Below are 26,329 nucleotides of genomic sequence, written 5' to 3'. Positions count from 1 at the left end.
GCCGCGCCCGGGCCGAGCCGCCGCCCCCGCGCTACTCCGCGCCGGTGCGCAAGGCCCTCGACGTGCTCGGCCTCGACGAGAACGCCGACGCGGCGGCCATCAAGGCGCAGTACAAGGTGCTGGTGAAGCGCTTCCACCCCGACGCCAACGGCGGCGACCGCTCGTTCGAGGACCGCCTGCGCGACATCATCCGGGCCCACGACACCCTGCGGGCCGCCGGCCTGTGCTGACCGGCCCGCAACGGGGCCGGAACCCCGCCCCGCGACAGGGCGGCAGGTGCATCGTCCGAGGGGCACGGATCTCGCATCCCTGATCCGCCGCGGGAGGGACTCGAAACGCGCCGCCTTGCCCATATATCCGGGTCAGGCACGTTTGCGCCGGCTCCCCCCGCAGATTAAGGACATGCGGCGCCCGCCGGTCACCCCGCGCCGTCGCGACATTCGCAGGACCGCCCATGGAGGGACAGGCCTGCCCCGACGAGGCTCCGAATGCTTTCTGAAGACACGCCACCCGCTCTCCCGGATACGACCGTCTCGGTGCGCAAGGTGTTCGGGATCGACACGAACCTCGAGGTGCCGGCCTTCTCCGCCACCGACGAGCACGTTCCGGATCTCGATCCCGACTACCTGTTCGACCGCGAGACCACGCTGGCGATCCTGGCGGGCTTCGCCCGCAACCGTCGGGTGATGATCACGGGCTATCACGGCACCGGCAAGTCCACCCATATCGAGCAGGTCGCCGCGCGCCTGAACTGGCCCTGCGTGCGCATCAACCTCGACAGCCACGTCTCGCGCATCGACCTCGTCGGCAAGGACGCGATCGTGCTGAAGGAGGGCAAGCAGGTCACCGCCTTCCAGGACGGCATCCTGCCCTGGGCGCTGCAGAACAACGTGGCGCTGGTCTTCGACGAGTACGATGCCGGCCGGCCGGACGTGATGTTCGTGATCCAGCGGGTGCTCGAGGTATCGGGCCGCCTGACGCTCCTCGACCAGAAGCGGGTGATCCGCCCCCATCCCGGCTTCCGCCTGTTCGCCACCGCCAACACGGTCGGCCTCGGCGACACCTCGGGCCTCTACCACGGCACCCAGCAGATCAACCAGGGCCAGATGGACCGCTGGTCGATCGTCACCACGCTCAACTACCTGCCGCACGACCGCGAGGTCGACATCGTGCTCTCCAAGGCGCCGCACTACCGCGGCGAGGGTGGGCGCGACATCGTCAACAAGATGGTGCGGGTGGCCGACCTCACCCGCAACGCCTTCATCAACGGCGACCTGTCGACCGTGATGAGCCCGCGCACGGTGATCACCTGGGCCGAGAACGCCGACATCTTCAACGACATCGGCTTCGCCTTCCGGGTCACCTTCCTCAACAAGTGCGACGAGCTGGAGCGGGCGCTGGTGGCCGAGTTCTACCAGCGCTCCTTCGGCAAGGAGCTGCCCGAGAGCGCGGTCAACGTCGCGCTGAGCTGATCCGCTCGGGAGGTCGTCCGAAGGCGGACCCGGTCCTGCTGCCCGCGCGAGCGCCGTCGTAGGGCTGGACCCGCCGGAGGACGATGCTGATTTCCGGGCGCTCGCGCAGAGTCCGGTGCTGCGCCCCTTCGACCTCGACTCGCTGAAGAAGTAGCCCCGCATGTCCATCTCCAACCGCAAGCCCGGCGAGAAGCGCGAGTCCGTCGCCGAGCCGCTGAAGCGCTCGGTGGCCGGGACGCTGCGGGCCATCGCCCGCAAGGCCGAGATCGAGGTCACCTTCGCGACCGACCGGCCGGCGCTCACCGGCGACAAGGCCCGCCTGCCCGAGCCGCCGCGCAAGCTCTCCCCCGGCGACGTCGCGATCCTGCGCGGCCACGCCGATTCGATGGCGCTCCGCCTCGCCTGCCACGACAACGCCGTGCACCGGCGCCTCGCGCCCGAGAACGCCGCCGCCCGCGCGGTCTTCGACGCGGTCGAGCAGGCCCGGGTCGAGGCGATCGGCTCGCGCCGGATGGCCGGTGTGGCCGGCAACCTCACGGCGATGCTGGAGGACCGCTACCACCGGGGCGGCAAGTACGAGGAGATCACCGACCGGGCCGACGCCCCCCTCGAGGACGCCGTCGCCCTGATGGTGCGCGAGCGCCTGACCGGCCAGGCCCCGCCGCAGGCCGCGCAGCGCATCGTCGGGCTGTGGCGCGAGTTCATCGAGGACCGGGCCGGGCGCAACCTCGACGGGCTGCTCGGCAGCCTCGAGGACCAGCGCGCCTTCGCCCGCTCGGTGCGCGACCTGCTCTCCTCCCTCGACATGGCGGACGAGGCTCCCCTCGACCCCGACGACGAGGAGAACGACGACGAGAACGAGGCCGAGTCCGACGAGCAGCAGGCCGGCGAGGGCGAGGCCGAGCAGCAGAGCCAGGGCGACCGCGCCGAGATGGAGATCTCGGACGAGGCCTCCGACGAGATCGAGGAGGGCGCCACCGAGGCGGCCGACGCGCCCTCGGGCGAGCTGCCGGAGGATGCCGAGGACGCCGACTCGGAGGAGGCCTCCGAATCGTGGCGGCCGCCGGGCCCGCGGGCGAACGAGCCCCGCGGCCCGGACTACAAGGTCTTCTCGCAGAAGTACGACGAGGAGATCCACGCCGAGGACCTCTGCGACGCCGACGAGCTGGCGCGCCTGCGCTCCTACCTCGACAAGCAGCTCGCCCATCTCCAGGGCGTGGTCGGCCGCCTGGCCAACCGCCTGCAGCGGCGCCTCCTCGCCCAGCAGAACCGCGCCTGGGAGTTCGACCTCGAGGAAGGCCAGCTCGACCCGGCGCGGCTGGTGCGGGTGGTGATGGATCCGTTCCAGCCCCTCTCCTTCAAGCAGGAGAAGGACACCAACTTCCGCGACACGGTCGTCACCCTGCTCCTCGACAATTCGGGCTCGATGCGCGGCCGGCCGATCACCGTGGCGGCGACCTGCGCCGACATCCTGGCCCGCACGCTCGAGCGCTGCGGCGTCAAGGTCGAGATCCTGGGATTCACCACCCGGGCCTGGAAGGGCGGGCAGTCGCGGGAGGCCTGGCTCCAGGCCGGCAAGCCGCCGACCCCGGGCCGCCTCAACGACCTGCGCCACATCGTCTACAAGTCGGCCGACGCGCCGTGGCGCCGGGCGCGCAAGAACCTCGGGCTGATGATGCGCGAGGGCCTGCTCAAGGAGAACATCGACGGCGAGGCCCTGGACTGGGCCCACAAGCGCCTGCTCGGGCGGCCCGAGCAGCGCCGGATCCTGATGGTGATCTCCGACGGCGCCCCGGTCGACGACTCGACCCTGTCGGTCAACCCGGGCAACTACCTCGAGCGGCACCTGCGCTACGTGATCGACGAGATCGAGACCCGCTCGCCGGTGGAGCTGCTCGCCATCGGCATCGGCCACGACGTCACCCGCTACTATCGCCGGGCCGTCACCATCATCGACGCCGAGGAGCTCGGCGGCGTGATGACCGAGAAGCTCGCCGAGCTGTTCGACGAGGATGCCGGCACGCTGCCGGTGCGCCGGATGGCGGCGGGCGGGCGCCGCTGAGGCGCCCTCTCCGGTCGGTCGCGCGGCCTATCTGCGCGCCCGACCCATGCGATAGACACCCATGCGAAAAACCCCCGGGCGCCGACGGCGCATCCGGGGGTTTTTCGTGATCGTCCATGGCGAGGGAGGCGCCAGCGCCTCCCGGAGAAGCGTCAGGCCGCCGCGGCGAGCTTCTTCTCGATCTCGCGCTTCAGCAGGCGGGCGTTCTGCGACAGGTCGGTCTCGCCGGCCTTGACCAGGAACGCGTCGAGGCCGCCGCGGTGCTCGACCGAGCGCAGGGCGTTGGCCGAGATGCGCAGGCGCACGGAGCGGCCGAGCGTGTCGGAGAGCAGGGTGACGTTGCACAGGTTCGGCAGGAACCGGCGCTTGGTCTTGCGGTTCGAGTGGCTCACGAGGTGGCCGGTGAGCACCGCCTTACCGGTGAGCTCGCAGCGACGCGACATGGTCTTGTATCCTCAACTGGTCGTCGTTCGGAGAGGGACCACGCAACGCGAGAGCCGGGCGTGCACCGCACCCCGGCGGAAACCGGACCCCGCGAAGTCCCTGGAAAGCACGCGCCTATAGAGGTGTCGGGCCGGTCTCGTCAAGGCGCAGGCTCGGGATCAGGGCGGGACGACGGCGGGAGGCGATGGGCCACGGGCGGGCGGGCGAGACGATCCGTTAACCCTAACCACGTCACGATAGGGCCTGATTTCGCCCGCTTCATCGACGGCGGGTGTCGGTGATCGAGATCGGTTCCTCCATGCGTGCCACGGCCCTCCCCAAGGCCTCCTCGACGAAGGCATCCCCCTCGACGAAGGCCCTCCTCCCGTTCGCCCTCGCGGCCGGGCTCGCCTTCCCGGCCGGCGAGGCGGCTCAGGCCGCGCGGAGTCGCGCGCCGAAAGCCGGCGAGACCTCCGTCACGGTCGATTACGGCATCATGCTGGCCGGCGTGCCGATCGGCACCGCGCAGGTGACGGGTGCGGTCGAGGGCCAGCGCTACACCATGAACGTCAGCGCCCGCCTCACCGGGCTCGTCGGGGCGATCACCGGGGGTTATGGCTCGGCCCGGGCGAGCGGCACGGTGACAGCCCGGCCGGTGCCGGCGGCCTTCGCCCTCGCCTCCCACAGCGCCAGCGCCTCGATCACCGTGCGCATGGCGCTGGCCCGCGGCAACGTGGTCGCCTCCGACATCGCCCCGCCGCTCGTGCCCGACCCCGAGCGCGTCACCGTCAGCGAGATCCACAAGCGCGGCATCATCGATCCGGCGAGCGCCCTGATGATGCCGGCGCAGGGGCGCGGCGATCTCACTGACCCGCAGAACTGCAACCGCACCATCCCGGTCTTCGACGGCGCGAGCCGGTTCAACGTGGTGCTGAGCTACGCCGAGACCCGCAGCGTCGAGAAACCCGGCTATGCCGGCCCGGTCCTCGTCTGCAACGCGCGCTACCAGCCGATCGCCGGCCACCGGGCGGACCGGCCGGGCGTGAAGTTCATGGAAGACAACACCGAGATGTCGGTGTGGCTCGCCCCCGTCGAGGGCGCGAGGGTCCTGCTGCCCCTGCGCATCGCCGTGCGCACCCAGCTCGGGCTCAACATCATCGAGGCGACGCGCTGGTCGCGCAGCGGCCAGGGTCCGGACGCGGTCGCGCAGGCCGCGGCGCAGGCTCCGGAGACGCCGATGGACGGGCGCTGACGCCCGATGCGCCGGCTCGCCCTCCTGCCCCTCCTGCTGCTCGCGCCGCTCCCGGCGCTCGCGAACGGACCCGATTGCGGCGGCGACGCCTACTCCTCCGCCCGGATCGGACCGAACCCGCCGGGCCCGCTCACCGCCGTGCCGGACACCCTCTGCGCCGACCTCGAGGAGGTGCCGCGGGCCGGAACGCGCATCGAGATCTACGGCACGGGCGCGCCGTACCCGCCGCCGTATGGCGATCGCCTCGCCCCCACCCCATATGGGGGGAGGCCGCCACTCGGGCCACGGCCGCGGGGCGGACGCGACCCGGAGCGCTGACGGGGTCGCGCGACGGTCCCGGCGCCGGGCTCGGGATGCGGCGGCCCCCGCCGGAGCTCCTTGCCGGGAGCATCTCCTTGCCAAGAGCATCTTCCCCCCGAGGATCTTGGCCCCGAGGATCTTGCCCAGCCCGATGACGCGCCGTTCCCTCTCACCGCAGGCCCGCTTGCGCGGCGCCACGGCGGTGCTCGGTCCCACCAATACCGGCAAGACCCACCTCGCCATCGAGCGGATGCTCGGCCATCCGACCGGGATGATCGGCCTGCCGCTGCGCCTGCTCGCCCGCGAGGTCTACCACCGCGTAGTCGAGCGGGTCGGGCCCGAGCGGGTCGCCCTCGTCACCGGCGAGGAGAAGATCAAGCCGAACCGACCGAGCTACTGGATCTGCACCGCCGAGGCGATGCCGCGGGACAACGCTGTCGATTTCGTCGGCATCGACGAGATCCAGCTCGGCGCCGACCGCGACCGCGGCCACACCTTCACCGATCGCCTGCTGCACCAGCGCGGCCGCGAGGAGACGCTGCTGATCGGCTCGGCCACGATGGGCCCGCTGGTCCAGTCGCTAATCCCGGGGATCCACATCACCACCCGGCCACGCCTGTCGCAGCTGAGCTTCGCCGGCAGCCGCAAGCTCTCCCGCCTGCCCCACCGCAGCGCCATCGTGGCCTTCTCGGCCGAGGAGGTCTACGCCATCGCGGAGCTGCTGCGGCGCCAGCGCGGCGGCGCCGCGGTGGTGCTCGGCGCCCTCTCGCCCCGCACCCGCAACGCCCAGGTCGAACTCTACCAGTCCGGCGAGGTCGACTACCTGGTGGCGACCGACGCCGTCGGCATGGGCCTCAACCTCGACGTCGACCACGTCGCCTTCGCGTCGAACCGCAAGTTCGACGGCACGCGCTTCCGCGACCTCTCCCCTTCCGAGATGGCGCAGATCGCGGGACGGGCCGGGCGCCACCTGCGCGACGGCACCTTCGGCACGACCGGCCGCTGCCCGCCGCTCGAAGCCGAGATGGTCGAGGCGCTGGAGAGCCACACCTTCGAGCCGCTGCGGATGCTGCAGTGGCGCAACCCCGACCTCGACTTCGGCTCGATCGACGCGCTGCGCCGCAGCCTCGCCGAGCATCCGACCGAGCGGGGACTGACCCGGGCGCCGACCGGCGACGACGAGGCCGCGCTCGAGCTCCTGGCCAAGGAGGACGATATCCGCGACTACGCCACCTCCCGCAACGCCGTCGAGCGGCTGTGGGCGGTCTGCGGCGTGCCGGACTACCGCAAGGCCCCGATCCAGACCCACGCCGACCTCATCGCCCAGCTCTTCCGCTTCCTGATGCGCGGCATGGCCGGGCGGATCCCGGTCGACTGGTTTTCCCAGCACGTCGCCATGGTCGACCGCACCGACGGCGACATCGACACCCTGTCCCAGCGCATCGCCCACGTGCGCACCTGGACGTTCGTGGCGAACCGCCCCGACTGGCTCGCGGACCCGGAGCATTGGCAGGGCGAGACGCGTCGGGTAGAGGACAGGCTGTCCGACGCCCTGCACGAGCGGCTGGCGAGTCGATTCGTCGATCGGCGCACCAGCGTGCTGATGCGGCGCCTGAGAGAGAATACCATGTTGGAAGCTGAGATCACCGCGGGCGGCGACGTGACGGTCGAGGGACAGCACGTCGGTCACCTGCACGGGTTCCAGTTCGTGCCGGATCCCGGCGCCGAGGGCCAGGAAGCCAAGACCCTGCGCAGCGCCGCCGAGAAGGCGCTGGCGAGCGAGATCGAGGCGCGGGCCGACCGGTTCGCCGCCGCGGCGGATGCGGCGCTGGTCCTCTCGAACGACGGCACGATCCGCTGGACCGGCAACCCGGTCGCCAAGCTCGTCCCGGGCGAGAAGCTCTACGCCCCGGGCCTGCGGCTGCTGGCCGACGAGCAGCTCACGGGCCCGGCCCGCGAGAAGGTCGAGGCGCGGCTGAGCGCCTGGCTCAAGGCCCACATCGTGCGCCTGCTCGGGCCCGCCCTCGAGCTCGAGGCCGCCGCCGACCTTACGGGGCTGGCCCGCGGCATCGGCTTCCAGGTCGCGGAGTCCCTCGGCGTGCTCGAGCGCGCCAAGGTGCTCAACGAGATGCGCAGCCTCGACCAGGAAGGCCGCGCGGCCCTGCGCAAGCACGGCGTGCGGTTCGGCGCCTACCACATCACCATGCCGGCGCTGCTGAAGCCCGCACCCCGCACCCTGGCGGCGCAGCTCTGGGCGCTGCAGAACGGCGGCCTCGATCAGCGCGGCCTCGACGAGATCGCGCACCTGGCCGGCTCCGGCCGCACCTCGATGCCGGTCGATCCCGAGATCGCCAAGGGCCTCTACCGCGCGGCCGGCTTCCGGGTCTGCGGCGGCCGGGCGGTGCGCGTCGACATCCTCGAGCGCCTAGCCGACCTGATCCGGCCCGCGATCGCCTACGTGCCCGGCACCACCCCCGGCGAGCCGCCCCCCGGCGCCGCCGACAAGGACGGCTTCGTGCCGACCGTGGGCATGACCTCGCTGGTCGGCTGCTCGGGCGAGGATTTCGCCTCGATCCTGAAATCCCTCGGCTACGTCGTCGACCGCCGGCCCGGCCCGGCCATCACCGTGCCGCTGCGCCCCGCCGCCCCGACCGTGCCGGTGCAGCCCGCGCCGAAGGCGGCGGAGGATGCGGGGACCGAGGCCGCGACGGCGACCGAGGCCGGCGAGCCCGAGGCCGCCGCGCAGCCGGAGATGGCGGGCGGCGAGGACCAGCAGACCGAAACGCCGGCCGAGCCCGAGGCCGTGATGGCAGAGGCAGCGAACGACGACGTCGCGCCGACGGGGGAGGCTCAGGCCGAGGTGGCCCCGGAGGCCGAGACGGCTCCCGAGGTCGAGGCGGCCGCGGAGACGGTGCAGACCGAGGCCGAGGAGCCCGCGACGCCGGCCGAAGAGGTCGCCGTCGAGGCGCCCGCCCCCGAGGAGACGGCTCCGGCGCAGGCCGAGGCGGAGGCTGCGCTGGTCGACGGCGGGGCCAATGAGGTCGCGCAGGCCGAGACGGCGGAGCCGGTCGCCGAAGCGGCTGCCGTGGACGCCCCGGTCGCCGAGGAGGCCGGCGAGCCCGCTGCGCCGGCAGAGCCGATCGTCATCGAGGTGTGGCGGATGCACCGTCACCAGCGCAACCACGCGCCGCGCCACCAGGGCCGCGGCCGCCCCCAGGGCGGTCAGCCGCAGCGCGACGGCCAGTCCCGGGGCTTCCCGCGGCAGGAGGGCGGCGAGGGCGCGCCAGCGGAGCAGCGCGCCCATCGCGGTCCCCGCGACGGCCAGCGCTGGGGCGACCGGCGCCCGGCGGAAGGCCGCCCCGCCGGCGAGGGCAACCGGGCCGAGGGCCGCTTCGAGGGCCGCGGGGCCGAGAACCGTGGCGGCGAGGGCCGCCGGGACGGCCGTCCGCCCCGCGGGCCCCATCCGGGCGGGCGCGAGGGTGGGCGTCCGCCGCAGGACCGGCGCGACGGCGCGCCCCGCAACGGCACGCACGACGCCCGTCCGCCCCGGCGCGAGCGCGCCCCGGACCCGGATTCCCCTTTCGCCAAGCTCCTCGCCCTCAAGGCGCAGATGGAGGCGAGGGACGGCGACAAGCGCTGACCCAGCATGCGCGCGGACCGGCAGCGTCTCGACAAGTGGCTGTGGTTCGCGCGTTTCGCCAAGACGCGCTCGCTCGCCGCGCGCCTGATCGAGGACGGCTTCGTGCGGGTGAACGGCCAGCGGGCCGACGCGCCCTCAAAGGCCGTGGCGATCGGGGACGTCGTCACCGTGGCGGCCCAGCACGTCACGGCGGCGGTGCGGGTGCGCGATCTCGGCATGCGCCGGGGACCGGCGCCCGAAGCCAGGCTGCTCTACGCCGACCTGTCGGCCGACGAGCCCGGCCCGGCGGGGGACGGCTGAAGCCTCCGGCGGAGCGCGAAAGCGTGACGCGAAGGCGACGCCACTCCGGCAACACACCACCCTTGCCCACGGGGCGGCTTGCAACCCCGCCCGCCCGGGTCTAAGGCCCCGGCCACATGCCCGGGCGCGCCGCGCGAGCCGCGCCCTTGCCCGCGCCCTTGCCTTCGAGGTTTCACCAGCCCATGACCTACGTCGTCACTGACAACTGCATCAAGTGCAAGTACATGGACTGCGTGGAGGTGTGTCCGGTCGACTGCTTCTACGAGGGCGAGAACATGCTCGTCATCCAGCCGGACGAGTGCATCGACTGCGGCGTGTGCGAGCCCGAATGCCCGGCCGAGGCGATCAAGCCCGACACCGAGCCGGGCCTGGAGAGCTGGCTGAAGCTGAACGCCGACATGGCCAAGAGCTGGCCCAACATCACCCAGAAGAAGGCCGCTCCCGCCGACGCCAAGGAGTGGGACGGCAAGCCGGGCAAGTTCGAGGCGCATTTCTCGGCCAACCCGGGCTCGGGCGACTGAGGCGCTCCCGGAGCGATCCCGCCGGCACCGCCGCGGGACCGCTGCCTGGGAGCCCTGCCCAGGATCCCTGCCCAGGATCCCTGCCCTTGCCGCATGGGAGGCCTGCGATCGCTCCGCCAAGCTGGTGAAACATGGTGCAGGGTGCCCGCGCGGCCACGCCGGGCGCCTGAATTTTTTTGATTTTAGGGCCTCTTCGTGCTAGGTTCCTGATCGCCGTCGCTTGCGTCCGACGTGCAGCCTTCGTCCACCGAGCGGGAATTTCATCGATGGGACGAGGCGGCATGCGATCAGCCGTGGTGGATCCAATGCGGTCCGCAACGCGTTCGGACGTTCCTTAGCTATGGTTGAACAGGGACTGACGGGCGCCCCTTCGGGACGTCCGGCAGGTGCGTATTTTTCGCCGGGCGCCCTGACCCGGATGAACGATCCGGTCGCGGACATTGCCGCGAACGGTGACCTGGAGGCCACCCCCGCATGACGACCGCCAAGAAGACGACAGCCGCCCGGCAGGGCTTCAAGACCGGCGAAGCGATCGTGTATCCGGCTCACGGCGTCGGCCGCATCACGGCCATCGAGGAGCAGGAGATCGCCGGCTACAAGCTCGAGCTGTTCGTGGTGTCGTTCGAGAAGGACAAGATGGTCCTGCGGGTCCCGACCGCCAAGGCGAACTCGGTCGGCATGCGCAAGCTCGCCGAGCCCGAGCTGGTCAAGAAGGCGCTCGACGTGCTCACCGGCCGCGCCCGGGTGAAGCGTACGATGTGGTCGCGCCGGGCTCAGGAGTACGAGGCGAAGATCAACTCCGGCGACCTGATCGCGGTCACCGAGGTGGTGCGCGACCTGTTCCGCTCCGACGCCCAGCCCGAGCAGTCCTACTCGGAGCGCCAGCTCTACGAGGCGGCTCTCGACCGGGTCGTGCGCGAGATCGCGGCGGTCAACCGGATCACCGACACCGAGTCCCTCAAGCTCATCGAGCAGAGCCTCGCCAAGTCGCCCCGCCGGGCCAAGAACGCCGAGGCGGACGCCGACGGCGAGGACCTGCAGGACGAGGCCGAGGCCGCCTGAGCGTCCAGGCCTCCTTCAACCCCCTGACGACCGAAAACCCGGCCCTGCGCCGGGCTTTCGCGTTTCGCGGCCACCCGCACAGCCGTCCCGGCCGCAACGTCATCGCGCCGGTCGCCGCGCCCGCGAGGAGATCGCGCCGCCCAGGATTTTTTCGCAATGCGGGAACCGCCCGGGTGGTCGCGCCGTTGTCGGAGGCCTTGCGGTGTATCGGGCGCGCACGCTGCTGCGCCTCGACCTCATCGCGACACACAGCGCTCACCAAAGCGGCGGAGGCGGGGATGGCGGAAATCGCAGGCATACGTCGGCAGTTCGTACGAGTTGCGATGGATGCCCCCTTCCTCGAGAGGGAAGAAGAGCGCGGCCTGGCTGTGCGCTGGAAGGACGACAGGGACGAGCAGGCCCTGCACCGGCTGATTTCCGCTCACATGCGGCTCGTGATCGCCCTGGCGGGCCGGTTCCGCCACTACGGCCTGCCGATGGCGGACCTCGTGCAGGAAGGCCATGTCGGCCTGATGGAGGCGGCCGCGCGCTTCGAGCCCGAGCGGGACGTGCGCTTCTCGACCTACGCGACGTGGTGGATCCGGGCTTCGATCCAGGACTACATCCTGCGCAACTGGTCTATCGTCCGCGGCGGCACCTCCTCGGCCCAGAAGGCCCTGTTCTTCAACCTCCGGCGCCTGCGGGCCCGTCTGATGCAATCGACCGACGAGCGCGTCGGCGACGAGATCCACCGCCGCATCGCCACCGCCATCGGCGTTTCCCGCGAGGACGTGGCGCTCATGGATGCGCGCCTCTCCGGCCCGGACATGTCGCTGAACGCGCCGGTCGGCGACGACGGCGAGGCCTCGGCCGAGCGGGTCGACTTCCTGGTCGACACCTCCCCCCTCCCCGACGAGACGGTGTCGGATGCCGTCGACGGCGAGCGGCGCCTGTCCTGGCTGCGCCAGGCACTCACCGTCCTGTCAGAGCGCGAGCTGCGCATCCTGCACGAGCGGCGCCTCGCCGAGGACCAGGCCACCCTGGAGGCCCTCGGGCACCGCCTCGGCATCTCCAAGGAGCGGGTGCGGCAGATCGAGAACCGCGCCCTGGAGAAGCTCCGCCGTGCCCTGGCCGAGCGCTTCCCGCAGTCGAATGCCGGCATGAGCGCCTACGTCTGAGCGGCCTTCGGGTCCGTCTCGGGCCCCACTTGTGCCGGCGACGCGCCGATCCGGGCAGACCGGCGCGCAGGCAAGATTACGGGCTGTGCACGATGTGGTCTGGCGCAGCTGACGGTCTCGCCGGTCGTCACCGCACCCAGGCGCGGCGGCAAATTGAGCAGGCGTCAGGCCGGGACGTGTGCGGCCACGACCGCACGGACCGGCGCCTCCGCCGCCCACGCGAACCGCGCCCCGTCCTCCAGGACGAGGGAGTCCGCCCGCAGCGACAGCCCGTTCCGCGTCAGGCGCCAGGATGCGCCCTCCGGCATCAACCGCACCGAGCGGGGCTCGGCGACCAGCCCCTCGCCGGTCGCCTTGAGACAGGCTTCCTTCACCGACCACAGTTCCAACGCACGCCGCGGCCGCGCCCCGGCCGGCAGGCCGCGGTAATCGGCGAGTTCCGCCGGGTGCATGAAGTGCGGCGCCAGGCTGACCCAGTCGACAGGGCGGGAAACGCCCTCGACGTCGACGCCGATCCGGCTCGTCACCGACAGTCCGACCGCGACCCAGCCGCCACCGTGGCTCAGGTTGAGGTCGAGGTCCGGCGCGTCGGGCAGGAACGGCCGGTCGCCCGCGTCCCGCGCCAGGACGACCTCGGCCGGGGCGCGGCCGAGCCAGGGGCCGAGCAGGTAGCGCAGCAGCCCGTGCGCCGCCTCCCGCTCCTGCCGGTCCCGCTCCTGCCGGAAACGGGCGATGCGCGCGGTCTCGTCCGGCGGCAGCGCCCGGCACGCCGCCGGCAGGTCCGCCACCGAGACGGCCGGCGCCGCCACAGCCAGCGCCCCGCCCGTGAACACGAGATCCGAGAGCCTCGTCATCGCCACCCGTCCGCTGCCCAGGTCGCGCTAAAGCACGGACCGGTGGCGGACGTCACGCCTCCTGCAGGTCGTACAGGGCCGCGAGCTCGGCCTCGTCCAGGGGAATGCCGCGGGGCGCCAGCTGCTCGGCGAGCTGGCGCGAGGCGAAGGCGATGAAGCTGCGGGTCTTGGCCGGCAGCAGCCGCGAGGTGGTGACGATGTAGACGGGGCTCGGCGTGCCCCGCCATTCCGGCAGCACCCGTTCGAGATCGCCGGATTCCACGTCCTGCTCGACGTCGATCGCCTGCAGCAGGGCGATGCCGTGGCCCGCCACGGCGAAGCGCCGGGCCATGCCCTGGCTGTTGCTGGAGACCGTGCTGCCGACCGTCACCGAGACGACCTCGTCGTCCCGTTCCAGCGGCCAGGCGATCGACGGGGCCGGCGGGCCGATCAGAATCGCCCGGTGGAGCACCAGCGCGGCCGGGGTCGCCGGCCGTCCGACGCGGTCCAGGTAGTCGGGAGCGGCGAACAGGCCGTTCTCGAGCTGCGCCACCTTGCGGGTGATCATCGAGGTCTCCCGCGGCGCCCCGACCGTCACCGCCAGGTCGTAGCCCTCCTGCGCGAGGTCGACGAGATGGGGCCACAGATCGATGTGCACCCGCACCTGTGCGTGGCGGAGCGAGAACTCCGCGGCGACGGCCGAGAGATGATGCAGCACCCACGGATCCGGCGGCACCGCGATCTTCAGGAGGCCGCTTGGCCCCTTCGCCTGCGCGATCAGCTCGTCGAAGGTGCGCTGGGCCTCCTCCACCAGCCGCGTCGCCTGCTCGTAATAGGCCTCGCCGTGCGGAGTCAGCACGAGCTTGCGGGTGGTCCGGTCGAGGAAGCGCAGGCCGATCGAGCTCTCGAACTGGGTGATGCGCCGAGAGAGGGACGAGATCGGCACATCGAGCGCCACAGCGGCCTGGCTGAAGCTCTTCCGCTTCGCGACCTCGACGAAGAGCGCCATGTCGCGAAGGACTTGCGGGTGGGCCAAGCGGGAACCTCCGGGCGGCGGACGGCGACGCCCGTCCCTGCGCCCCGCCTCTGATCGTCTAGATAATAATGTGCAACTCTAGATAAGGAAACCGTTTGCCGCCCCTGCGTCAGTTCGGTGACGGGAAAACAGGCCCGTTCGGTCGCTGCCCCAGTTGTGCGCCTGCAGCGGCGGAGGGACGCGGGCTCCTCAACCCCGACACGCACAACCGCCAACACAACCGATCACCCCGGCCGGGCGCACGGCCGGTTGACGCAAGGCATCCCGGCGGGGCAACACCGCGGCGCCGACGCGGACGACGAGGCGTCGGCGGACCGGAGTCCCGCATGTCTCATCCCGTCTCGCCGCTCGCGCCCAAGCACCAGCCGGACCTGCCGCCGATCGCCGGCGTGCGCCTCGCCACCGCGCAGGCCGGAATCCGCTACCGCGGCCGCACCGACGTGCTGCTGGTCCTGCTCGATCCGGGCACCCGGGCCGCCGGGGTGTTCACCCGCTCGAAATGCCCTTCGGCGGCGGTGGACTGGTGCCGCGAGACCCTGCGCGGCGGGATGCAGGCCCGCGCTCTGGTGGTCAATTCCGGCAATGCCAACGCCTTCACGGGCCTCAAGGGCCGGGAGTCTGTGCGCCTCACCGCCGAGATCGCCGGAAAGGCGGCGGATTGCGCACCCGGCGAGGTCTTCATCGCCTCGACGGGCGTGATCGGCGAGCCCCTCGACGCCACGAAGTTCGACGGCGTGCTGGCCGAGTGCGCCGGCCGCACCGGCCCGGACGCGGCCCGGTGGACCGAGGCCGCCCGGGCGATCATGACCACCGATACCTTCCCGAAGCTCGCGACCCGCCGGGTGCGGCTCGGCGAGGCCGAGGTGACGCTCAACGGCATCGCCAAGGGCGCCGGGATGATCGCCCCCGACATGGCGACGATGCTCTCCTTCGTGTTCACCGACGCCGACCTGCCGGCCCCGGTGCTGCAGGGGCTCCTGACCCGCGGCGTCGCCAAGAGCTTCAACTGCTGCACGGTCGACGGCGACACCTCGACCTCCGACACCCTGATGCTGTTCGCCACCGCCAAGGCCGGCAACGCGCCGGTGGACTCGGTCGATGACCCGCGCCTCGCGCTCTTCGCGGCAGCGCTGGACGATCTCCTGATCGAGCTCGCGCAGCTCGTCGCCCGGGACGGCGAGGGCGCGCGCAAGTTCGTGACCGTCGAGGTCGGGGGCGCCGCCGACGACGCCTCCGCGCACCGCATCGCGATGTCGATCGCCAACTCGCCGCTGGTGAAGACCGCCGTCGCCGGCGAGGACGCCAACTGGGGCCGGGTGGTGATGGCGGTCGGCAAGGCCGGCGAGCCCGCCGACCGCGACCGGCTGGCGATCTGGTTCGGCGACGTGCGGGTCGCCGTCGAGGGCGCCCGCGATCCCGGCTACGACGAGGAGGCCGCCTCCGCGGCGATGCGCGGCGACGCGGTGACGATCCGGGTCGATCTCGGCCTCGGCGCCGGCACCGCCCGGGTCTGGACCTGCGACCTGACCAAGGCCTACGTCGAGATCAACGGGGATTACCGCTCGTGAGGGCGGCCCATCCCAGCATCCTCGCGGGCCTGCTCGCCCTCGGCCTCTGCGGCGCCGCCGCGGCGCAGGAGACCGCACCGGGCCGGATCAGCGTCGTCGGCCGGGCGAGCCGGGAGGTGGCGCCGGACTTCGCCACAGTGGAAATCGCGGTCGAGAGCCGCGGTCCCACGCCGGCGGCCGCCCTCGACCAGAACTCGACGGCCGCCCGCAAGGTGGCGGAGCTGGCCGGCGAGTTCGGCATCGCCGGCCCCGACCTCGCCACCGCGTCCGTGTCACTGCGCCCAGGCAACAAGACGGTGCGGGAGCCCGGCGGCCAGATGCGGGACGTGCCCGACGGCTACCAGGCCAGCAACGCCGTCACGGTGCGGGTGCGCGATCTCAAGCGCCTCGGCGCCCTGATGCGCCGCCTGCTCGACGGCGGGGCCGACCGGATCGGCGGCGTGGCCTTCGGCCTGGCGGAACCGGGACAGTCCGAGAACGCCGTGCGGGCGGAGGCCGTGCGCGATGCCCGACGCCAGGCCGAGACCCTGGCGGAGGCGGCGGGCCTGCGGCTCGGCCGCCTCGAGAGCATCGTCTCGCCCCCGCGGGAGGGCGCACCGGCTCCGGTCCATTCCCGCGCCTACGCCGCCAAGATGTCGGCCGGCGGCGTCGCGGTCCCGGTCGAGCCCGGCACCCTCACGGTCGAGGCAGCCGTCGAGGTCACCTACATGGTCGCGCCGTGACCGACGCGACTTGCGCGCCGTGACCGACGCGACTTGCGCGCCGTGACCGACGCGACTTGCGCGCCCTGACCGACGCGACACGCCGCACCCTGTCAGGGTGCGGCCCCGGAAGAAATATCCCTCAGGCGAGCCGCCCCGCATGGCCGAACCCGTCAAGCTCCTCCTCGTGGTGGCGGTCGCCCTCGTCGACCCGGACGGGCGCGTGCTGCTGGCGCAGCGCCCGCCCGGCAAGACCCTGGCCGGCCTGTGGGAGTTTCCCGGCGGCAAGATCGAGCCCGGCGAGCGTCCGGAGGAGACGCTGATCCGCGAACTGGCCGAGGAGCTCGGCATCGCCGTGAAGGAGGCCTGCCTCGCCCCCCTCACCTTCGCGAGCCACGCCTACGAGAGCTTCCACCTCCTGATGCCGCTCTACGTCTGCCGGCGCTGGGAGGGCTTCGTCCAGCCTAAGGAGGGCCAGGCGCTCAAGTGGGTGCGCCCGCGCGACCTTGCGACCTACCCGATGCCGCCGGCCGACCTGCCGCTGCTGCCGGCCCTGGTCGACCTGCTGGGGCCCTGAGATCAGTCCTTGAACTCCTCGATGGCGTCGACCTTGTTCGGGTAGAAGGCGAGGTGATCCTTGATCGCCGCCACCGCCGGGAACGGCGCCTCGTAGCTCCAGACCGCGTTCGCCTGCTCGACCCCGCCCGCCGTGAGCGAGAAGTAGCTGGCATCACCCTTGTGGGGGCAGTGCGTGCGGTGCTCCGTGCGCTCGAAGAGGTCCATCTGGGCGTCCTCCCGCGGGATGTACTGCACCGGCGGAAGCCCGGCCTCGCGCAGGGTGAGCGCGCGGGTGGTCTCGGCGACGATCGTGCCGCCGAGCACCACGCGGATGCGGTGCGGGTTCGGCGTGATGGTGATGGGATGGTCCGTCATGACGGCTCCTTGCGTTCGACGGTGCCGAGGGCGTCGGCCAGCCGCGCCTGGGCGCTGCCCGGCCGCAGCGGCTTCTGCTGGCTCTCGTGCGGCACCCAGCCCGAGAGCCAGATCAGCTCGAAGGTCGCCCGCAAGCGCCCGTCCGGATCGGCGAAGCGCTCGGCGTAGAGGCTGGCTGCCCGCATCAGGGTCTCGCGGCGCAAGCGACCGCGGCGCTCCCGCAGGGCGTTGGTGAGCCCCATGGCGCGCAGGTCGCGCATCAGCCCGAAGGGGTCGCCGTAGCGCACCGTCACGGTCTCGACGTCGGTCACCGGCAGGGTGAAGCCGGCGCGCTGGAGCAGGCCGCCGAGGTCGCGCACCTCCGCGAAGGGCGCCACCCGGGGGCTCGCCCCGCCCTCGACCTCGCTCTCGGCCTGCGTGAGCACCTGGCGCAGCTCCGTGAGCGTGCGCCCCCCGAGCAGGCAGCCGACGAACAGCCCGTCCGCCTTGAGCGCCCGGCGGACCTGCACCAGGGCACCCGGCAGGTCGTTGGCGTGCTGGAGGGCGAGGAGCGACACCGCGAGGTCGAACTCCTGCCCGACGAACGGCAGTGCCTCCGGATCCCCGACCGCGACCGCGATTCCCGGGCTTCCCGCCTCGGCGACGGGCGCGAGGCGCGTGACCGCGCCGGCCCGGCCGCTCGCCTTGAGCCAGGCCGCCGCATCCGGCACCGGGGTAGCGAGGTCGAGGGCGTGCGGGAAGTCGCGCAGCACGGCGCCGAGGCGGTCCGAGAGGTCGTCGACCGCCCGCGCGACCAGGAAGTCGGCGAAGCCGGCGCGGCGGGCCCGGGCGAGGCGCTTGCGGATCAGGGAAGAGTCGAACAGGAGCGGCGAGGACATCGCCCGCTAGATGGCGCGGCCTGGGGCCCGGCGCCAGGGCCTCACGCTCTGCGCGAACCGGAAACACCCCGCGACGATCACACCTTGCCGAATCGTTCAGCGAATCGAGGTAAGGGTGACCCCGTGACCCGCATCCTCCTCATCCCCTCCCTGGTCCTCGGCGTCCTGGCCCTCGGCGTTCCGGCCCTCGCGGCTCCGGCGGCGCCCGCGCCGGCCGTCCCGGCGGCGGAGAACGGCAAGGAGGAAACGGTGGAGCAGGCGCTGTGCCGGCTGATCGAGGGGGCGGCCAAGTCCAAGGGGTTGCCGGTCGCCTTCCTGACTCGCCTGATCTGGCGCGAGAGCAGCTTCCGGCCGGGCGTGGTGAGCCGGGCCGGCGCGCAGGGCGTGGCGCAGTTCATGCCCGGTACCGCGCAGGAGCGCGGCCTCGCCGACCCGTTCGACCCCGAGCAGGCGATCCCGGCGGCAGCGCGGTTCCTGATCGACCTGCGGGCGCGCTTCGGCAATCTCGGCTTGGCGGCGGCGGCCTACAATGGCGGGCCCGGCCGGGTCTCCGCCTGGCTCGCCGGCACCGGCGGCCTGCCGGCAGAGACCCGCGCCTACGTCTCGGCGATCACCGGGCGCAGCGCCGAGGACTGGGCGGCCGCCGTCAAGGCCGAGCCGCGCGCCGACCTCGACGAGCCCGAGGGCACCCGCTGCCTGCAGGTTACCGCCTCGCTCCGCATCCGCGGTCGCACCGAGACCTTCTTCGCCGAGACCGCGGCGGCGCTGGCGCCCTGGGGCGTGCAGCTCGCCGGCAACTTCTCGAAATCGATCGCGCTGGCGAGCTTCGGCCGGGCCCGCGACCGCTACGCCGCGATCCTGGGCGACGTGCGCCCGATGATCATCGGCACCCGCCTGCGCCACCGGGGCACGCGGGCCTTCTACCGCATCCGCGTTCCCTCGGAGACCCGCGCCAGCGCCGAGGCGTTGTGCGGCCGCATCCGCGGCGTCGGCGGCGCCTGCATCGTGCTGAAAACCTGAGGTTGGTTCCGCGTCACCCAAATGGGTGATGACACGGGGGGACCTCCTTTGGTTCGTTCGCCAGGCGACGTTGGCTCGCACGGCGGGCGAGCAGGGAGGAAAGCCCCATGAAGTTCGGCGATGGCGTGCCCCGTTGGGCACGGAGGCGGGTCGAGCGGCACCTCGCGCGTCACGGCGACGGCAAGTTGATTCGCTGGATGACCTTCGCGCCGGAGAAGCGGCAGGCCGGCGCCGCGGCGGCCGACGCTGCCAGCAACGTCGTGCCCTTCATCCGCCGGCCTCCTGCCGCAGAGCCGGGCTTCACCGCCCAATCCCTCGACGCGACGGGCTCGTGATCTTGACCTAGAGTAAATTCCGGGGCGCGGACGGGCGCCCCGGCTGCGGGCGCGGAGGCCGATCAGGCTCGCCCCTGGCCGATGTCGTCCAGCATCGCGGTGAACCACGGCACGGACGGATCGAAGGCCTTGCCGCCGCGGATGCGCGGGAACTCGATCGCCCGCAGGCGGCCGTCCCGCTCCTCGTCGTGGCCGATCACGCCGGAGACGCCCTCGAGCCCGCACTGCACCGCGAGGTCGACCATGCCCTGGATCAGCCGCAGGTCATCGGCATTCGGCGCGGCCGAGCGGCAGAAATGACCGGATTTCAGCACCAGGGTCTTCTCCGCCCCGATCAGGGGCGCCATCCGGTCGGCGAACCACTTGCCGACATTCACGGTGTCGATCTTCACGTGCCCGAACGGGTCGCGCCCCAGCACCTCGCCGCGGCCCTCGATCTCGGCGACGATCTCGTCGAGGCCGGCGCCCTCGCTGACGAAGACCGTGACGCAGTCCTTGGCATCGAGCCGGGCCTTGAGCCGCGCGGCCTCGCGCTCGACGTCGAGGGGCATTTCCGGCAGGTAGACCGCGTCCACCTCCTTGTGCGCCCGGTCGAGCCCGAATTCCGGCAGGAAGGCGGTGCGGTCCAGGCGCTGCCGGTAGGCCAGGGCCGTCGCGGCGGTGAGCCAACCGCACTTGCGGCCCATGACCTCGTGGACGATCAGCATGCGCGGGTTGGCGCTCTGCTCGTTGACGATGTTCTCGGCGAAGAGCGCGCCTTGCTCCGCCGCCGTCCAGGCGCCGAGTGTCTGTCGGATCGGCACCACGTCGTTGTCGATGGTCTTGGGCAGGCCGACCACCGTCAGGTGGTAGCCGTTCGCCTCGAGATAGGCCGCGAGGTCGGCCGCCGTGGTGTTGGTGTCGTCGCCGCCGATCGTGTGCAGCACCGTCACCTGGTCACGGGCGAGCTGCTCGGCCGCCACCTTGAGCGGATCCTGCCCTTCCTGCACGAGGCCGCGCTTCACGCAGTCCTTGACGTTGGTGAGCTTGATCCGACTGTTGCCGAGCGGCGAGCCGCCGTGGCGCAGCAGCACCTCGGCCCGGGCCCGCACCTCCGGAGTGACGGGCAGGTGGTCGCCGAGGAGCAGGCCCTTGTAGCCGCTGCGGTAGCCGATGATCTCGGCCTCCGGCGCGAGGTCGGTGTAGCGGGCGATCAGCCCGCCGACTGCCGCCGACAGGCAGGGGGCGAGGCCGCCGGCGGTGAGCATGGCGATCTTGCGAGGGGGCATGGGGGGCTCCGCGTTGACGACGCGAAGCCCATCTTGGGCCGATGGGCCCGCCGGTCCAGCCCCCGCCGCCCCAGTTTCGCGGCCGGCCCCGAACGGGGCCGGCGGGAGGGGCTTCAGTCCTTGTCGAGGCTGAGGTCCGGCGCCTCGGGGTTCTTCATGCCGACGACGTGGTAGCCGGCATCGACGTGCAGGATCTCGCCGGTCATGCCGCGGGACATGTCGGAGATCAGGTAGGCGGCGGTCTCGCCGACCTCGTCGATGGTCACCGTGCGCCGCAGGGGCGCGTTGTACTCGTTCCACTTCAGGATGTAGCGGAAGTCGCCGATGCCGGAGGCGGCGAGCGTCTTGATCGGGCCGGCCGAGATCGCGTTGACGCGGATCCTCTGGGGCCCGAGATCGGCGGCGAGGTAGCGCACCGAGGCCTCCAGGGCCGCCTTGGCGACGCCCATCACGTTGTAGTGCGGCATCCACTTCTCGGCGCCGTAATAGGTCAGCGTGAGGAGCGAGCCGCCGTCGCGCATCAGCTTCTCGGCCCGCTGGGCAATGGCGGTGAACGAGTAGCAGGAGATCAGCAGGGACTTGGTGAAGTTCGCCTCGCTGGTCTCCAGGTAGCGGCCGGTCAGCTCGTCCTTGTCCGAGAAGGCGATGCAGTGGACGACGAAGTCGATCCCGTCCGGGAAGTGCCGGCCGGTGGCCTCGAAGGCCGCGTCGATCGAGGCCGGGTCGGTGACGTCGCAATGGCCGACGACGGCGGCGTCGAGCTCGCGGGCGAGGGGCTCGACCCGCTTCCGCAGGGCCTCGCCCTGGTACGTGAAGGCCAGCTCCGCGCCGTGCTGGCGCGCGCTGCGGGCGATGCCCCAGGCGATCGAGCGGTTGTTGGCGACGCCGAGCACGAGGCCGCGCTTGCCGGCGAGAAGCCCGGTCTTGGGAGACGCGGCCTGCCCGTCATCCTGTACCTGTGCCCGGTTCGAGTCAGCCATGATTCACCCAAAGAACAGCCGCCACGGGAAGCCGGAGGCGGCAGGGCGGACCCGGCCGTGCATGGCTCCCCAGCGGCTTCCTTAACCGACGCCCGCGGGCGACGGAAGTGCGCCGGCTCCGGTAATGCCGCGCGCACGCCGGTTCAGCTCGCCGCGGCGGCGGCCCGGCGCTTGCGGGCGAACTCGGTCAGGGCCTCGTCGGCCGTGGCCGGCAGGGTGACGGCGATGGTGGCGAGCAGGTCGCCGCGGGTGCCGTCCTTCTTCGGCAGACCCTTGCCGCGCAGGCGGAAGACCCGGCCCGAGCTCGTCATGGCCGGGATCTTCATCTCGACCGCGCCGGTCAGGGTCTGGATCCGGATCGGGCCGCCCAGCACCGCGTCCTCGATGGGCACCTCGACGGAGGTCCGCAGGTCCGAGCCCTCGACCTGGAAGCGCGGGTCGGCGGAGACGCGGATGGTCAGGAGGGCGTCACCGGGATCGGCGCCGTGCGCCCCGGGATAGCCGAGGCCGCGCAGGCGGATCACCTGCCCGTCGACCACGCCCTTGGGCACCACCACATCGACCTCGCGCCCGCTCGGCAGGTTGAGGCGCAGCTTCGCCTCGGAGGCGATCTGGTCCAGGCTGACCGTCAGCTCGGCCGCGACGTCGTCGCCCCGCTGCGGCGCGGCGCGCCCGGGCCCGCCGGCGGAGCGGAAGGCCTCGCCGAACAGGTGCGAGAAGATGTCCTCGCCGAAGCCGCCGGCGCCGCCCCCGCCGCCGGCACGCGCCCGGGCCATCGACTCGAAGTCGAAGCCGCCGCCGCGACCGGCGCCGCCCGCCGCGCCGCCGAAACCCTCGAACCCGGTGAAGCGGGGCTTGCCCTCGGCGTCGATGGCGCCGCGGTCGAACTGCTCGCGCTTCTTGGCGTCGCCGAGGATCTCGTAGGCCTGGTTGACCTCGGCGAAGCGGTCCTGCGCCTTGGCGTCGTTCTTGTTGCGGTCGGGGTGGTAGGCCTTGGCGAGCTTGCGGAAGGCTTTCTTGATCTCCGCCTCGTCGGCCGAACGGCTCACGCCGAGTACGTCGTATGGGTTGCGCATGGCGATCCGATGGCGATCCGAGCAGCACTGTCCTGGAGCAGGGGCCGCTCCGTGAAAGGGATGAGCCCTATCTGGCGACTGTGTTGCCGGATTGCAACGCAGGCGGACGCGGGGGCGCCGAGCTTACGTCACTTCCCCGGCACGCGCCATCGCCGGCCCCGGGACCGTCGATATCCGGGGCCTCACCCCGGCTTCGTCGCCGGCTTGAGGCTCTTCAGCTCCCAGGCCCCGCCGGAGGGCCGGCAGCCGGTGCCGCGCACGAACCGGTTGCCGGACGGCCCGATCACCGTGGCGAGGAAGCCGCGGCAGATCTCGTCGTTCTTCACGAAGGGCAGCCCGGTCGGGTTGACCATGCCGCGCATGCCCGAATCGGGGTTGTCCCACTTCACCGGCTGGCCGTTGCCCTGGGGGTCCAGGGCGACGCCGAGCGCGGCCTTGGCCCGGCGCCAATCCTCGCCGGAGAGGTCCGAGCCGAAGCTCTTGGGCGCCGCAGGCTCGATGCTGCCGGTGCTCGTCGGCTCCGGCGGGGCTGGCTCGACCTGCGGACGGAACATGATGAGCGGCTGGCTGCAGCCGCCGATCGCCAAGACGCCGGCGAGGACGCTCGTCGCGAAGGCGAGGCCGAGGGTCACTGAACCGACTTTACACGCACCGCGACGCATTACACCTGTTCTCAAGACCGGGCGGCCCGTCGCGACGCACGAGATGCAACGCCGGCCCGCCCCCGGTTCCGGTTGTCACATTGGGCGAGGACGATGCCGTGGACGGGTTAATGAATGGTGATTTCACGCAGAACACGGATCCCTGGGCCCTGTTCCGGCAGTGGTTTGCCGACGCACAGGCCTCGGAGCCGGAGGACCCCAACGCGATGGCGCTCGCGACCTGCGGCGCCGACGGGCTGCCGGACGTGCGGATCGTGCTGCTGAAGGGCGCCGACGAGCGCGGCTTCGTGTTCTACACCAACACCCAGTCGATGAAGGGCAGCGAGCTCTCGGACAATCCCCGCGCGGCGATCGTGCTGCACTGGAAGAGCCTGCGCCGCCAGGTGCGGGCCCGCGGCCCGGTCACCAGGGTCGACGACGCCGAGGCCGACGCCTACTTCGCCTCCCGCCCCCGCGACAGCCGCCTCGGCGCCTGGGCGAGCCGGCAGTCGCAGCCCCTCGAGAGCCGCGACGCCCTGGTCCGGGCGGTCGAGCAGGTCTCGGCCCGCTTTCCCGGCGAGACCGTGCCACGCCCCGCCCACTGGACCGGCTACCGCATCGCCCCCGTCACGATGGAGTTCTGGCAGGACGGCGCCTACCGGCTGCACGACCGGGTGCGCTTCACCCGCCGGCGCGACGCCTGGGAGCGCAGCCGCCTCTACCCCTGAGGGGTGCGCCCCGAAGCGCGCGAGCGTCAGGGGCGCGAGCTTTGCTGCGGCGCGGCGAGCCCTGGATTTCCGGGGCCGCCAGCCCTACCCTGAGGCTCTTCGCGCGCCTTCGAGACCGGCGGCGCACGCACCGGACATCCCGAGGAACGGCTGTGGCCCATTCGACGAACGAACGCCGCCGCGTGATGCTGCTCACCGGCGCGAGCCGCGGCATCGGCCACGCCACCGTCAAGCGCTTCTCGGCGGCGGGCTGGCGCGTCATCACCTGCTCGCGCCACGCCTTCCCGGAGAACTGCCCGTGGGAGATGGGGCCGGAGGACCACCTCCAAGTCGACCTCGCCGACCCGGAGGACACGATCCGGGCGGTCAAGGAGGTGGCCGGGCGGCTCGAGGCCGAGGGCGGGCTGCTCCACGCCCTCGTCAACAATGCCGGCATCTCGCCGAAGGGGTCCGGCGGCGCGCGGCTCGGGGCCATCGCGACCCCGTTCTCCGACTGGCAGCGGGTGTTCCAGGTCAATTTCTTCGCACCCATCCTGCTCGCCCGCGGCCTGTGCGACGAGCTGACCCGGGCGCGCGGCTCGATCGTCAACGTGACGTCGATCGCCGGATCCCGCGTCCACCCCTTCGCGGGGGCGGCCTACGCCACCTCCAAGGCGGCGCTCGCCGGCCTGACCCGCGAGATGGCGTCGGATTTCGGCCCCCTCGGGGTGCGGGTGAACGCGATCTCGCCCGGCGAGATCGACACCTCGATCCTCTCCCCCGGCACCGACAAGCTGGTGGCGCAGATCCCGCAGCGCCGCCTCGGCACGCCGGACGAGGTCGCCAAGGCAATCTACTTCCTGTGCACCGAGGCCTCGTCCTACGTGAACGGCGCCGAGCTGCACATCAACGGCGGGCAGCATGTGTGAGCGGCGGGCGGCGTCGGCGCTCGCCCTCCTGCTCGCGGCGGGACTCGCGGCAGGACCGGCCGCGGCCGAGCCGCGGGTCACGCTCCTCGACCTGCCGTTCCGGGTGACGCAGCTGCGCGACGCGGGCAGCGAGGCGGCGCTCGCCGCCGCGACGTCGGGCCTGCCGCAGCTCCCCCGCAAGCCCGGCCAGACCGCGGCGCCGATCGCGGTCGCCTGGGGCGAGGGCGGCGCAGCGATCCTGACCCTCGCGGGCGACCGGGTGGCGGTGATCCCCCTCGCCCTCGACGCCGTCGAGGGGCTGACCGCCGGCGAGACGCCGAAGGGCGCGCTGCCGGGCTCGCGCCGGGTGCTGGCGGGTCCGGTCAGCGCCTACCTGTCGGGCCCGACCCGCGGGCCGGACGGCCGCCCGGGCGCCGCCGGCGTCACGGTGCGCGAGCGCCAGCCGGTGACGATGAGCGCGGACCCGAAACCCGTGCCGGTCGCGACCGCGACGGTGCCGCCGGGCGCCGACGCGGTCTTCTCCGGCGAGACCCTGCGGGCGGTCGAGATCGACGGCGCCCTGAACCTCATCGCCCTCAGCGAGCATGCGGGGGGCGCGAGCCTCGCGGTGATCGGCCGGCAGGACGGTGCCTGGCGGGTGCGGGCCGAGACCCCACCCGAGCCCGGCCCGCTCAGCCTCGCGGCGAGCCTGTCCGGTGCGGGCCGGCCCGGCGCGATCCTGCTGCGCGGCAGCGACGGGCGGCTCGAGCACTGGAGCCTCGCCAAGGGGCAGCCGGCTCGGCAGGCGGAGAGCCGCGGCGCCGACGGGAAGGGATTCTCCGCCCCCGGCGCCAGCCTCGGGACGGACGGCGAGGGCGAGCTGGTGCTGGCGACCCGCGACCGCGCCGCCCTCGCCTTCGTGTCGCTCAGGGGCCTCGCCGAGCGGGCCCGCGCGGCCCTGCCGGCCCCTGCCGGCGCGGACCTCGCGGTGCTGGGGTCGGGGCGCGGCGCCCACGTCGTCGTCGCGCTCGCGGACGGTCGGCTGGTGGACGTGCAGCCGTGAGCGCGACGACGGAGACGCCCGAGGACCCGGCCTGGCGCCGCCGCTACCCGGCCCGGCCGTTCGTCGCCGCCTCGGCGGCGGTGGTGCGCAACGGCCGGGTGCTGCTCGCCGCCCGCGGCCAGGCGCCGATGCGCGGGATCTACACCCTGCCGGGCGGCCAGGTGGAGCCGGGCGAGACCCTGGCCGAGGCGGC

General features: G+C 72.6%; 28 protein-coding genes. 19 read left to right on the top strand and 9 right to left on the bottom strand.

Annotated features, from left to right (window positions below; all coding sequences use genetic code 11):
- The 3 genes from VQ02_RS18465 to cobT all read left to right on the top strand — a co-directional run.
- Nucleotides 1-230 (top strand): DnaJ domain-containing protein (locus tag VQ02_RS18465; RefSeq protein ID WP_048445670.1); only part of this gene is annotated, 230 nt, incomplete at its 5' end.
- A gap of 258 nt (nt 231-488) precedes the next feature.
- Nucleotides 489-1,472, top strand: coding sequence for a cobaltochelatase subunit CobS (cobS, locus tag VQ02_RS18460; protein WP_048445669.1), 984 nt, complete (start codon nt 489-491; stop codon nt 1,470-1,472).
- A gap of 160 nt (nt 1,473-1,632) precedes the next feature.
- On the top strand, nt 1,633-3,534 hold the full coding sequence (gene cobT / locus VQ02_RS18455) for a cobaltochelatase subunit CobT (protein WP_048445668.1): 1,902 nt from the start codon (nt 1,633-1,635) through the stop codon (nt 3,532-3,534).
- Nucleotides 3,535-3,686: 152 nt separating this feature from the next.
- On the opposite strand, the gene rpmB is transcribed toward cobT, so the two are convergent.
- Nucleotides 3,687-3,977, bottom strand: a complete 291-nt coding sequence (rpmB, locus tag VQ02_RS18450) for a 50S ribosomal protein L28 (protein WP_048445667.1) — start codon at nt 3,975-3,977, stop codon at nt 3,687-3,689.
- A 299-nt stretch (nt 3,978-4,276) separates the two neighbouring features.
- Between rpmB and VQ02_RS18445 the strand changes: the two genes are divergently transcribed.
- The 7 genes from VQ02_RS18445 to VQ02_RS18415 all read left to right on the top strand — a co-directional run bounded on the left by VQ02_RS18445 (nt 4,277) and on the right by VQ02_RS18415 (nt 12,189).
- Nucleotides 4,277-5,209, top strand: a complete 933-nt coding sequence (locus tag VQ02_RS18445) for a DUF3108 domain-containing protein (RefSeq protein WP_048445674.1) — start codon at nt 4,277-4,279, stop codon at nt 5,207-5,209.
- Between the two features lie 6 nt (nt 5,210-5,215).
- Nucleotides 5,216-5,527, top strand: a complete 312-nt coding sequence (locus tag VQ02_RS18440; RefSeq protein ID WP_053080429.1) for a hypothetical protein — start codon at nt 5,216-5,218, stop codon at nt 5,525-5,527.
- 133 nt (nt 5,528-5,660) lie between these two features.
- Complete coding sequence (locus VQ02_RS18435) at nt 5,661-9,149, top strand: helicase-related protein (RefSeq protein WP_048445666.1); 3,489 nt, start codon at nt 5,661-5,663, stop codon at nt 9,147-9,149.
- Nucleotides 9,150-9,155: 6 nt separating this feature from the next.
- Nucleotides 9,156-9,449 (top strand): RNA-binding S4 domain-containing protein, encoded by a 294-nt coding sequence (locus VQ02_RS18430; protein WP_048445665.1) that lies wholly within the window; start codon nt 9,156-9,158, stop codon nt 9,447-9,449.
- A gap of 182 nt (nt 9,450-9,631) precedes the next feature.
- Complete coding sequence (fdxA, locus tag VQ02_RS18425; protein WP_048445664.1) at nt 9,632-9,970, top strand: ferredoxin FdxA; 339 nt, start codon at nt 9,632-9,634, stop codon at nt 9,968-9,970.
- Nucleotides 9,971-10,444: 474 nt separating this feature from the next.
- The gene (locus VQ02_RS18420; RefSeq protein WP_048445663.1) at nt 10,445-11,032 is read left to right on the top strand and encodes a CarD family transcriptional regulator; all 588 of its coding nucleotides are present in this window, start codon (nt 10,445-10,447) and stop codon (nt 11,030-11,032) included.
- Between the two features lie 278 nt (nt 11,033-11,310).
- Nucleotides 11,311-12,189 (top strand): RNA polymerase factor sigma-32, encoded by an 879-nt coding sequence (locus VQ02_RS18415; protein WP_048445662.1) that lies wholly within the window; start codon nt 11,311-11,313, stop codon nt 12,187-12,189.
- A 164-nt stretch (nt 12,190-12,353) separates the two neighbouring features.
- Here the strand turns inward: VQ02_RS18415 and VQ02_RS18410 are convergent, their stop codons facing one another.
- A complete protein-coding gene (locus VQ02_RS18410; RefSeq protein WP_048445661.1) occupies nt 12,354-13,043 on the bottom strand; it encodes a 4'-phosphopantetheinyl transferase family protein in 690 nt (229 codons plus the stop codon).
- Nucleotides 13,044-13,095: 52 nt separating this feature from the next.
- The gene (locus VQ02_RS18405; RefSeq protein ID WP_048445660.1) at nt 13,096-14,058 is read right to left on the bottom strand and encodes a LysR family transcriptional regulator; all 963 of its coding nucleotides are present in this window, start codon (nt 14,056-14,058) and stop codon (nt 13,096-13,098) included.
- A gap of 326 nt (nt 14,059-14,384) precedes the next feature.
- Here VQ02_RS18405 and argJ point away from each other — a divergent pair, with 326 nt between their 5' ends.
- The 3 genes from argJ (at nt 14,385) to VQ02_RS18390 (ending at nt 16,904) form a co-directional block, all read left to right on the top strand.
- Nucleotides 14,385-15,626, top strand: a complete 1,242-nt coding sequence (gene argJ, locus VQ02_RS18400) for a bifunctional glutamate N-acetyltransferase/amino-acid acetyltransferase ArgJ (RefSeq protein ID WP_048445659.1) — start codon at nt 14,385-14,387, stop codon at nt 15,624-15,626.
- Nucleotides 15,623-16,348: an SIMPL domain-containing protein gene (locus tag VQ02_RS18395; protein WP_053080428.1), complete on the top strand. Its 726-nt coding sequence runs from the start codon at nt 15,623-15,625 to the stop codon at nt 16,346-16,348. Before argJ ends, VQ02_RS18395 begins: the two co-directional genes overlap by 4 nt.
- A 139-nt stretch (nt 16,349-16,487) precedes the next feature.
- Nucleotides 16,488-16,904: a (deoxy)nucleoside triphosphate pyrophosphohydrolase gene (locus VQ02_RS18390; protein ID WP_048445658.1), complete on the top strand. Its 417-nt coding sequence runs from the start codon at nt 16,488-16,490 to the stop codon at nt 16,902-16,904.
- 2 nt (nt 16,905-16,906) lie between these two features.
- Here VQ02_RS18390 and VQ02_RS18385 read toward each other — a convergent pair whose 3' ends face one another.
- A complete protein-coding gene (locus VQ02_RS18385; protein WP_048445657.1) occupies nt 16,907-17,260 on the bottom strand; it encodes a DUF427 domain-containing protein in 354 nt (117 codons plus the stop codon).
- Nucleotides 17,257-18,138 carry a methyltransferase domain-containing protein gene (locus VQ02_RS18380; RefSeq protein WP_048445656.1) on the bottom strand — a complete coding sequence of 294 codons (882 nt, stop codon included), beginning with the start codon at nt 18,136-18,138 and terminating at the stop codon, nt 17,257-17,259. The genes VQ02_RS18385 and VQ02_RS18380 overlap by 4 nt, the downstream gene beginning before the upstream one ends.
- Nucleotides 18,139-18,261: 123 nt before the next feature.
- On the opposite strand from VQ02_RS18380, the gene VQ02_RS18375 reads away from it, so the two are divergent.
- Nucleotides 18,262-19,158, top strand: a complete 897-nt coding sequence (locus tag VQ02_RS18375; RefSeq protein ID WP_048445655.1) for a lytic transglycosylase domain-containing protein — start codon at nt 18,262-18,264, stop codon at nt 19,156-19,158.
- Between the two features lie 107 nt (nt 19,159-19,265).
- A complete protein-coding gene (locus VQ02_RS18370) occupies nt 19,266-19,493 on the top strand; it encodes a hypothetical protein (RefSeq protein ID WP_048445654.1) in 228 nt (75 codons plus the stop codon).
- 62 nt (nt 19,494-19,555) lie between these two features.
- On the opposite strand, the gene VQ02_RS18365 is transcribed toward VQ02_RS18370, so the two are convergent.
- The 4 genes from VQ02_RS18365 to VQ02_RS18350 form a co-directional block, all read right to left on the bottom strand.
- Nucleotides 19,556-20,761, bottom strand: coding sequence for a pyrophosphate--fructose-6-phosphate 1-phosphotransferase (locus VQ02_RS18365; protein WP_048445653.1), 1,206 nt, complete (start codon nt 20,759-20,761; stop codon nt 19,556-19,558).
- A gap of 113 nt (nt 20,762-20,874) precedes the next feature.
- Complete coding sequence (gene fabI / locus VQ02_RS18360) at nt 20,875-21,741, bottom strand: enoyl-ACP reductase FabI (RefSeq protein ID WP_048445652.1); 867 nt, start codon at nt 21,739-21,741, stop codon at nt 20,875-20,877.
- A gap of 143 nt (nt 21,742-21,884) precedes the next feature.
- Nucleotides 21,885-22,817 (bottom strand): DnaJ C-terminal domain-containing protein, encoded by a 933-nt coding sequence (locus VQ02_RS18355; RefSeq protein WP_048445651.1) that lies wholly within the window; start codon nt 22,815-22,817, stop codon nt 21,885-21,887.
- Nucleotides 22,818-22,999: 182 nt separating this feature from the next.
- Nucleotides 23,000-23,479, bottom strand: coding sequence for an RT0821/Lpp0805 family surface protein (locus tag VQ02_RS18350; RefSeq protein ID WP_053080427.1), 480 nt, complete (start codon nt 23,477-23,479; stop codon nt 23,000-23,002).
- A gap of 110 nt (nt 23,480-23,589) precedes the next feature.
- Between VQ02_RS18350 and pdxH the strand changes: the two genes are divergently transcribed.
- The 4 genes from pdxH to VQ02_RS18330 form a co-directional block, all read left to right on the top strand.
- A complete protein-coding gene (gene pdxH, locus VQ02_RS18345; RefSeq protein WP_048445649.1) occupies nt 23,590-24,186 on the top strand; it encodes a pyridoxamine 5'-phosphate oxidase in 597 nt (198 codons plus the stop codon).
- 185 nt (nt 24,187-24,371) lie between these two features.
- Entirely contained in the window at nt 24,372-25,094 is a 723-nt protein-coding gene (locus VQ02_RS18340; protein WP_048445671.1) for an SDR family NAD(P)-dependent oxidoreductase, read from the top strand.
- Complete coding sequence (locus tag VQ02_RS18335; protein ID WP_048445648.1) at nt 25,087-26,136, top strand: hypothetical protein; 1,050 nt, start codon at nt 25,087-25,089, stop codon at nt 26,134-26,136. Before VQ02_RS18340 ends, VQ02_RS18335 begins: the two co-directional genes overlap by 8 nt.
- On the top strand, nt 26,133-26,329 hold a 197-nt coding region (locus VQ02_RS18330; protein ID WP_048445647.1), incomplete at its 3' end, for an NUDIX domain-containing protein. The genes VQ02_RS18335 and VQ02_RS18330, both read left to right, overlap by 4 nt.

Origin of the sequence: Methylobacterium variabile (assembly GCF_001043975.1) — a bacterium.
Lineage (GTDB): Bacteria > Pseudomonadota > Alphaproteobacteria > Rhizobiales > Beijerinckiaceae > Methylobacterium > Methylobacterium variabile.
The sequence above is the reverse complement of the archived record's forward strand: the minus strand, read 5'-3'. Positions and strand labels throughout refer to the sequence as shown.